Source organism: Arthrobacter sp. Dra40, assembly GCF_059091905.1.
The window spans coordinates 1-7,380 of sequence record NZ_JBNHHB010000238.1; the positions used below are offsets into that span (position 1 = coordinate 1).

Sequence of the window (7,380 nt, forward strand, 5' to 3'; positions counted from 1 at the left end):
CCCCGCGCAGCTGCGCGGGGGCCTCATCCGTTTAACGGCCGGACTTCCGTCCCGGACGCCTTGGTGCCACCGGTCTAGACCGGGGGCGATGTGGTGGTCCTGCACGCCGAAAACGCTTCGGAGCATGGATTCGGGTGCCGCTCATTGGTATGTTGAGGCCTCCTACGCACGTTCAGGGGCAACCACCTAGGGGAGGGGCATTTCATGGCTGACACCCATGGCGGGGATGTGGTGGACATCCTCACGACCGACCACAAGGAAATGATCGACCTGCTCGGCCAGATCGAGCAGACCGCCGATCCAGCCCAGCGCCGGGACCTCATGGACATGGTCATCGCCGAGGTGATGCGGCACGCGGTCGCGGAGGAGATGCTCGTTTACCCGGTGATCGAGGAGCACGTGCCGAACGGCAAGGAAGAGGTTGAGCACGACAAGAAGGAACACGAGGAGATTGTCCAGCTCATGAAGCGGCTGGAGGACGTTGATTCGTCCGAGCCGACCTTCATGGAACTGGCCAGGGAACTGGAGGGGCAGCTGCGCCACCACGCGAGCGACGAAGAAACGGAGCAGTTCCCGAAGTTGCGCGCCCACATCCCCGCAGACAAGCTAGTCGAACTCGGCGAGAAGGTTCAAAAGGCCAAGAAGGTTGCGCCAACCAGGCCCCATCCCAGCGCCCCGCACTCCGAGCTGTTCCACAAAACCGTTGGCCCCGGCGTCGGCATGGTGGACCGACTGCGCGACAAGCTTTCGGGCCGTCACACGGGCTAGGCGGACTGCATGTGGAAAGCCGGCGGGTGTAGAAGGTTCCCGGCGATGGAGCTGATTAAGCCGGCCGGCGGGTGAGCAAGGTCAGGAAGACCGGCTCCATTTGGGACTGATGCGGCAGCGCAGACACCACGACGCCGTCAAGCTCGCGGTAGAACGCTTCGCGCGCACGGCGCAACGCTCCGCGCAGTTCGCAGTTGTTGTTCAGCGGGCAATCGCCGCTGGGGGACTCGCAGTCCACCAGGTCCTCGCGGGCGTCGAGGGTGCGCAGCAGGCTTCCGACTGTGGCCATCCGCCCCAGACTGCTGATCCGCACCCCGCCCGCACGGCCGCGCACCGCCTCGACCAGCCCGAGCGAGCGCAGCTTCAGCACTGCTTTGCTGACGTGGTTGTACGGAGTCCCAACGCCGTCCGCGATGGCCTGCGTGGTCATCAATCCGCCTTCCGGCGCCGCGGAAAGCAGCATCAGTGCACGCAGGCACACGTCGGAAAAGGCATTGATACGCATGCTGTCTATTTTAGCCGTCCGGGGCGGGTGGAATTTCCCGCTGTGCCGCCGGTCACCACGCCCTACGGGCGGGAAACGGGCGGCAGATCAGTCTAGGCTTCTTCGCCGGGTACCTCATCGGGCCAGACGAGGCGTTCCTGCGGGTCCACGAAAGGGTCCGGGTAGCTCCAGGTGCCGTCGTCGTCGTGATGGTAGGGCTGGATGGCCGAAACCGCGATGCCGGCTGAGTGCTCCACCGCAATCTGGATCGCGTCGGCGTCTTCCTCGGGAAGGAAGATATCGCTGATCACGGCCACGGCACGGAAATCGGCGCGTTCCTGGCGGAGGGTGGCGTACAGGTCATCGATCATCCCGTCCACGTTGACCTCCGCGGCCTCGGCGTCCAGATCATCGGGGGAGACCACCACCAGCCGCAGTCCGCCGTCGAGCGTGGTGACCAGGCCAGCGGGCAGGAACGCTCCGTGTTCGGTCAACTGCTCCTGCGCCACTCCCAGTCCGGTTCCGAACAAGGTGTCGATATCGGCCAGCACTTCGGCGGGGATGCCGTCGCGCCACGACGCACTCACGGTGTTTGCCTGACGCGGGTGAGGATGTGGTCGCGGAGGGTGTGGAGCAAATCGGGGCTGGTGGCTTCGGCGTTTAGGCGCAGGAAGGGTTCGGTGTTGGACGGGCGCAGATTGAACCACCAGGAACCGTCGGCGGCTGTCACGGTGGTGCCGTCGAGCCGGTCCACGCCCACGCTCGTGCCCGCGTATTCGGCGGGGCAGTTGCCTGCGGTGGTGTCGGTGCCGGCAGCGGCCGAATCGGCTGCCAGGGCGGGGGCAAAGTCGGCCAGCACGCGGGCGACGGCGGCGGCTTTGTCCTGAACCTGGGAGTTCAGTTCACCGGTGGCGCAGTAGGGGTCGTATTCGGCGGCCAGCTCGGACAGCGGCTTCTGCTGTTCACCGAGCGCGGCAAGCACATGCAGGGCGGCGAGCATGCCGGTGTCGGCGTTGTAGAAGTCGCGGAAGTAGTAGTGCGCGGAGTGTTCACCGCCGAACACCGCCTTTTCCTCCGCCATGTGCGCCTTGATGAACGAGTGGCCCACCCGGGTGCGCACGGCCCGGCCGCCGGCGGCGGTGATGGTTTCGGGTACGGCGCGTGAGGTGATGAGGTTGTGGATCACGGCCGGGTGTTCCTCGCCGGCGGCCTGGGCGCGGGCGATCTCGCGCCGGGCGACCAGTGCGGTGATGGCAGAGGGGGAGACCGCGGCCCCGGTGTCATCGATCACGAAGCAGCGGTCGGCGTCGCCGTCGAACGCCAGGCCGATGTCTGCCCCGTGGTCAATGACGGCGGCCTGCAGGTCCACCAGGTTCTCCGGCTCCAGCGGGTTGGCCGGATGGTTGGGGAAGGTGCCGTCCAGCTCGAAATACATCGGCACGATCTCCAGCGGCAGCGCGGGCAGGAGGGTGTCGCCAAGCACCGCGGGGGTGGTCAGGCCGGCCATGCCGTTGGCGGCATCGACCACCACTTTCAGCGGGCGGATGCCGGTCAGGTCCACCAGTGAGCGCAGGTAGGAGGCATAGCCGGCGAGCACGTTGGTTTCGCTGATGGTCCCGGGGCCGGTGCCGTCGGGGATGCCGGTCTCGAGGTATTTCTGTGCCAGGTCGCGGATGTCGAACATGCCGGTGTCGGAGGAGACCGGCACCGCGCCGGGTTTGGCCATCTTCAGGCCGTTGTACTGGGCCGGGTTGTGGCTGGCGGTGAAGACCACTCCGGCGGCGTCCAGGGAGCCGCAGGCGTAGTAGAGCTCGTCGGTGGAAATCAGCCCCAGCATCTGGATGTTGGCGCCGCGGCCGGCGGCGCCGTGGGCGAACGCGGCGGCAAACTCCGGCGAGGACGGGCGCATGTCGCCGCCCACCAGCACGGTCTGCCCGGCCAGGGACAGCACGTCCACGAAAGCGGCCCCGGTCGCTTCCACGGTTGCTGCGGTAATGGTCTCGCCCACGATTCCGCGGACGTCGTAGGCCTTGAAGGACAGGCCGAGATCTATGCTGCTCACGTCACCAGCTTATAAGGGCCTCCTGTGGAAAAGGGCCAGGTTGTCCGCGGCGGCTGGAATACTGGTGGACATGGCTGAGCTGATCGACGGGACAACGGACACGGCGACACTGGGGACGGGGGCGGCCGGGCAGGCCGGCGGCGGGCTGCGCCAGGAGGCCACCGCGTTGCTTCGTGCCCTGGTGGGCAATGACAGCGCCGAGTTCCACGAGGGCCAGTTCGAGGCTGTGGAGGCGCTGGTCTCCGGCGGGAGGCGCGCCCTGGTGGTGCAGCGGACCGGTTGGGGCAAATCGGCGGTGTACTTTGTGGCGAGCCTGCTGCTGCGCCGCAGAGGCGCCGGCCCCACCCTGATTGTCTCGCCGCTGCTCGCCCTGATGCGGGACCAGGTGGCGGCAGCCGAGCGAGCGGGCGTCCGCGCCGCAGCCATCAACTCCGCCAACCAGTTGGAATGGGGCCAGATCCAGGAACAGCTGGCCGCCAACACCGTGGACGTGCTGCTGGTTTCACCCGAGCGGCTGAACAATCCGCGCTTCCGGGACGAGCAGCTTCCGCAGCTGGTGCAAAGCTCTGGCCTGTTGGTCATCGATGAGGCGCACTGCATTTCCGACTGGGGCCACGACTTCCGTCCCGACTACCGGCGGATCCGGGATTTGATCGAGCAGCTCCCGGATAGCGTCCCGGTGCTGGCGACCACCGCCACGGCAAATTCCCGCGTGGTCCATGACATCGAGGAGCAGCTCGGTGTCCGCTCCGCGTCAGGGCACGACGGCGGTGTGCTCACCATCCGCGGTCCGCTCGCCCGCGCTTCCCTCCGACTGGGGGTGCTGCGTTTGGCGAGCCCGCGAGCCCGGCTGGGCTGGCTGCTGACGCACTTGGGTGATCTGCCCGGCAGCGGAATTATCTATGCGCTCACGGTTTCCGCTGCGGAGGACACCGCCCGACTGCTGCGCGAGGCCGGCCACGAAGTGGCCGCCTACACCGGCCGGACGGATCCGGCGGAGCGGGAGCAGGCCGAAGCCGCGCTGAAGGAGAACCGGGTCAAGGCACTCGTCGCCACCAGCGCGCTCGGCATGGGGTTCGACAAGCCGGACCTTGGCTTCGTGGTGCACCTGGGCGCTCCGAGTTCCCCGGTGGCCTACTACCAGCAGGTGGGACGTGCCGGCCGCGGTACGCCCAACGCGGATGTACTGCTGCTGCCCGGTACCGAGGACCGGGACATCTGGGAGTACTTTGCCACCGCCTCGATGCCCAACGAGGGAACGGCCAATGCGGTGCTGCGCGAGCTTTCCGCCCCGGGCACGGTGCTGTCCACGGCGGCGCTGGAGACGTTGGTGAACCTGAAACGCTCGCCGCTGGAACTGCTGCTGAAGGTCCTGTCTGTTGACGGCGCCGTGCGCAAGGTCAGCGGCGGCTGGGAGGGCACCGGCCTGCCGTGGGCGTACGACGCCGAGCGCTACGGCCGCATCTCCGCCGCCCGCGTGGCGGAGCAGAACGCCATGCTGGACTACGAGAACACCTCCGGCTGCCGGATGGAGTTCCTGGCCAGGGCGCTGGATGATCCGGCGGCCGCTCCGTGCGGCCGGTGCGACAACTGTGCGGGGCCTTGGTACTCGGACACCATCGCGGCCGAGGCCACCGAAAGCGCTGGCGCCGCCCTGCAACGGGCCGGCGTCGAACTGGAACCCCGGGCCATGTGGCCCAGCGGGATGGAGAAACTGGGAGTGCCGGTCAAGGGCAAGATTCCGCCGGCGGAGGCCAACGGCAGCGGCCGGGCGCTCGCGCGCCTGACGGATTTGGGCTGGGGCGGACAGCTGCGGGAGGTCTTCGGGGCCGACGCTCCGGACCGCGAGGTGCCCGCTGGAATGCTGAAGGCCTGCGTGCAGGTCCTTGCCCAGTGGGGCTGGGCGCAGCGGCCGGTCGCCGTTGTCAGCGTGCCGTCGCGGAGCAGGCCGCTGCTGGTGCAGTCGTTGGCACGCGGACTCTCGGAGATTGGCCAGTTGCCGTACCTCGGCGAGCTCGCTGTCCCGCACGGCGGACCCCGCAGCGGCCCCGGCGGCAACAGCGCGTTCCGACTGGCCGACGTCTGGGATCAGTTCCAGGTCCCCGAGGGCGGCGAAGCCTGGTTGGCAGAGAACCGCGGCCCCGTGCTGCTGGTGGACGACGTCGCCGACAGCCGGTGGACATTGACCGTGGCGGGCCGCGCGCTGCGTCTGGCCGGGGCGGAATCGGTTCTGCCTTTCGTCCTGGCGCTCAAAGGCTGAGCCGGCCAGTCAACGGCCATGCCTCTCGTGCCTGCCGGCACTGAAGATCCCCCGCCACTTCCAATGTAGCGCGCCCCTGGGGGCTTGCGGCAAGGCCCCTGTCATGGCGCAGACTGGCTCGGACGTGCCCGCAAGCGGTGCACGGAAAGTCGGGAAGGCGGGGGCGTGATGGTCGATGTGATCGTTGCCGGAGGCGGTCCGACCGGGATGATGCTGGCCGGGGAGCTGGCCCTGGTCGGAGTGGAGGCGGCGATTGTGGAGCGCCGCCCGACTCCGGAGCTAGTGGGCTCCCGGGCGGGAGGGTTCCACTCGCGGACCATCGAAATCCTGGACCAGCGCGGGATTGCCGGACGGTTCCTGGCGGAAGGCAAGCCCGTCCAGGCTGCGTTCTTCGGGAACACAAAGCTGGACGTGAGCGACTTTCCGACCCGCCACCCGTACACGCTCGGCCTGTGGCAGAACCATATTGAGCGGATCCTGGCCGGCTGGATCGAGGAGCTGGGTGTGTCCGTCCACCGGGGGCTCACGGTGGACGGTTTCGTTCAGGACGACAGCGGGGTCGACGTGCGGCTCGCCGACGGCGTGCCGATGCGCGCGCTGTACCTGGTCGGTGCTGACGGCGGACGAAGTGTTGTCCGCAAGGCGGCCGGGATCGAGTTCCCCGGCTGGGATGCGACGCGGAGCAGCCTGATCGCCGAAGTGCAGGTGACCGAGGAGTTGCCGGCGGGCATGCGCATCGACGAGGTGGGGGTCCACGGGCTGCACCTGATGGAGGACGGGCAAACCGTGCGGGTTGTTGTGACCGAGAAGCAACTGCGGCGATCGGCCGAGCCTACCCTGGCTGACCTCGCCCGGGCGCTGACCGAGATTTATCACACCGACTTCGGGGTCCACGCTCCGACGTGGATCTCGCGGTTCACTGACGCCACGCGGCAGGCAGCGGCCTACCGCAGCGGCCGCGTGCTGCTGGCCGGGGACGCCGCGCACATCCATGCTCCCTCGGGCGGGCAGGGGATCGGGCTCGGCATCCAGGACGCCGTGAACCTCGGCTGGAAGCTCGCCCACGTGGTCAAGGGCATCGCGCCGGAGAGCCTGCTGGATACCTATCACGCCGAGCGGCACCCCGCCGCGGCCCGCGCGCTGAAGTACACGATGGCGCAGTCGCTCATGCAGCGGGCCGACCCGCGCATTGGCGCGCTGGCCGACACAGTGGCCGGCCTGCTGACCATCGAGGAGGCGCGGAAGCGGCTGGGCGGGCTGATTTCCGGCCTGGACATCCGCTATGACCTCGGGGAGGGGCACCCGCTGCTCGGGCGCCGCATGCCCGATCTCGACCTTGTCACCGCTCACGGTCCGCTGCGCGTCTTCACCCTCCTGCACAACGCCCGCGCCGTGCTGCTCAACCTCGGCGCACCCGGCAGCATAGATCCGGGCCCCTGGGCAGACCGGGTGCAGTTGGTGGATGCCACGTACGACGGCGGATGGGAGCTTCCCGTGATCGGTCCAGTCAGCGCCCCTGCGGCCGTGCTGATCCGGCCCGACGGGCATGTGGCCTGGACGGGGGACCGGGCTCAGCATGGGCTGGAGGAGGCGCTGGGCCGCTGGCTCGGGCCCGCGCGGCATTAGACGACCGGCGATGTGGACGGCGAGGCCGACGGACGCGGTGACGCTATGCCGAAGGCGGGGAAACGCAAAAACTCCCCCGGTTGCCCGGGGGAGTTGACGCGGAGACGGGGGGATTTGAACCCCCGGTCGAGTTTAACCCCGACCCTTCATTAGCAGTGAAGTCCATTCGGCCGCTCTGGC

6 protein-coding genes are annotated in these 7,380 nt (G+C 68.4%); 3 read left to right on the forward strand and 3 right to left on the reverse strand.

Annotated elements, in window-relative coordinates; genetic code table 11:
• Nucleotides 1-204: 204 nt before the first annotated feature.
• Nucleotides 205-768, forward strand: a complete 564-nt coding sequence (locus AC5RWT_RS32470) for a hemerythrin domain-containing protein (RefSeq protein WP_494083815.1) — start codon at nt 205-207, stop codon at nt 766-768.
• Between the two features lie 55 nt (nt 769-823).
• Here the strand turns inward: AC5RWT_RS32470 and AC5RWT_RS32475 are convergent, their stop codons facing one another.
• The 3 genes from AC5RWT_RS32475 to AC5RWT_RS32485 form a co-directional block, all read right to left on the reverse strand.
• Entirely contained in the window at nt 824-1,273 is a 450-nt protein-coding gene (locus tag AC5RWT_RS32475; RefSeq protein WP_494083816.1) for an RrF2 family transcriptional regulator, read from the reverse strand.
• 92 nt (nt 1,274-1,365) lie between these two features.
• Nucleotides 1,366-1,839, reverse strand: a complete 474-nt coding sequence (locus AC5RWT_RS32480) for a hypothetical protein (protein ID WP_493969765.1) — start codon at nt 1,837-1,839, stop codon at nt 1,366-1,368.
• Entirely contained in the window at nt 1,836-3,314 is a 1,479-nt protein-coding gene (locus AC5RWT_RS32485; protein WP_494083817.1) for a phosphohexomutase domain-containing protein, read from the reverse strand. Before AC5RWT_RS32485 ends, AC5RWT_RS32480 begins: the two co-directional genes overlap by 4 nt.
• A gap of 70 nt (nt 3,315-3,384) precedes the next feature.
• On the opposite strand from AC5RWT_RS32485, the gene AC5RWT_RS32490 reads away from it, so the two are divergent.
• Entirely contained in the window at nt 3,385-5,574 is a 2,190-nt protein-coding gene (locus AC5RWT_RS32490) for a RecQ family ATP-dependent DNA helicase (RefSeq protein WP_494083818.1), read from the forward strand.
• A 168-nt stretch (nt 5,575-5,742) separates the two neighbouring features.
• The gene (locus AC5RWT_RS32495; protein WP_494083819.1) at nt 5,743-7,200 is read left to right on the forward strand and encodes an FAD-dependent monooxygenase; all 1,458 of its coding nucleotides are present in this window, start codon (nt 5,743-5,745) and stop codon (nt 7,198-7,200) included.
• Nucleotides 7,201-7,380: the final 180 nt, after the last annotated feature.

Coding starts and splice junctions, on each gene's coding strand:
- AC5RWT_RS32470 (WP_494083815.1), top strand. CDS start 205: ATGGCTGACACCCATGGCGGGGATGTGGTGGACATCCTCACGACCGAC.
- AC5RWT_RS32495 (WP_494083819.1), top strand. CDS start 5,743: ATGGTCGATGTGATCGTTGCCGGAGGCGGTCCGACCGGGATGATGCTG.
- AC5RWT_RS32490 (WP_494083818.1), top strand. CDS start 3,385: ATGGCTGAGCTGATCGACGGGACAACGGACACGGCGACACTGGGGACG.
- AC5RWT_RS32475 (WP_494083816.1), bottom strand. CDS start 1,273: ATGCGTATCAATGCCTTTTCCGACGTGTGCCTGCGTGCACTGATGCTG.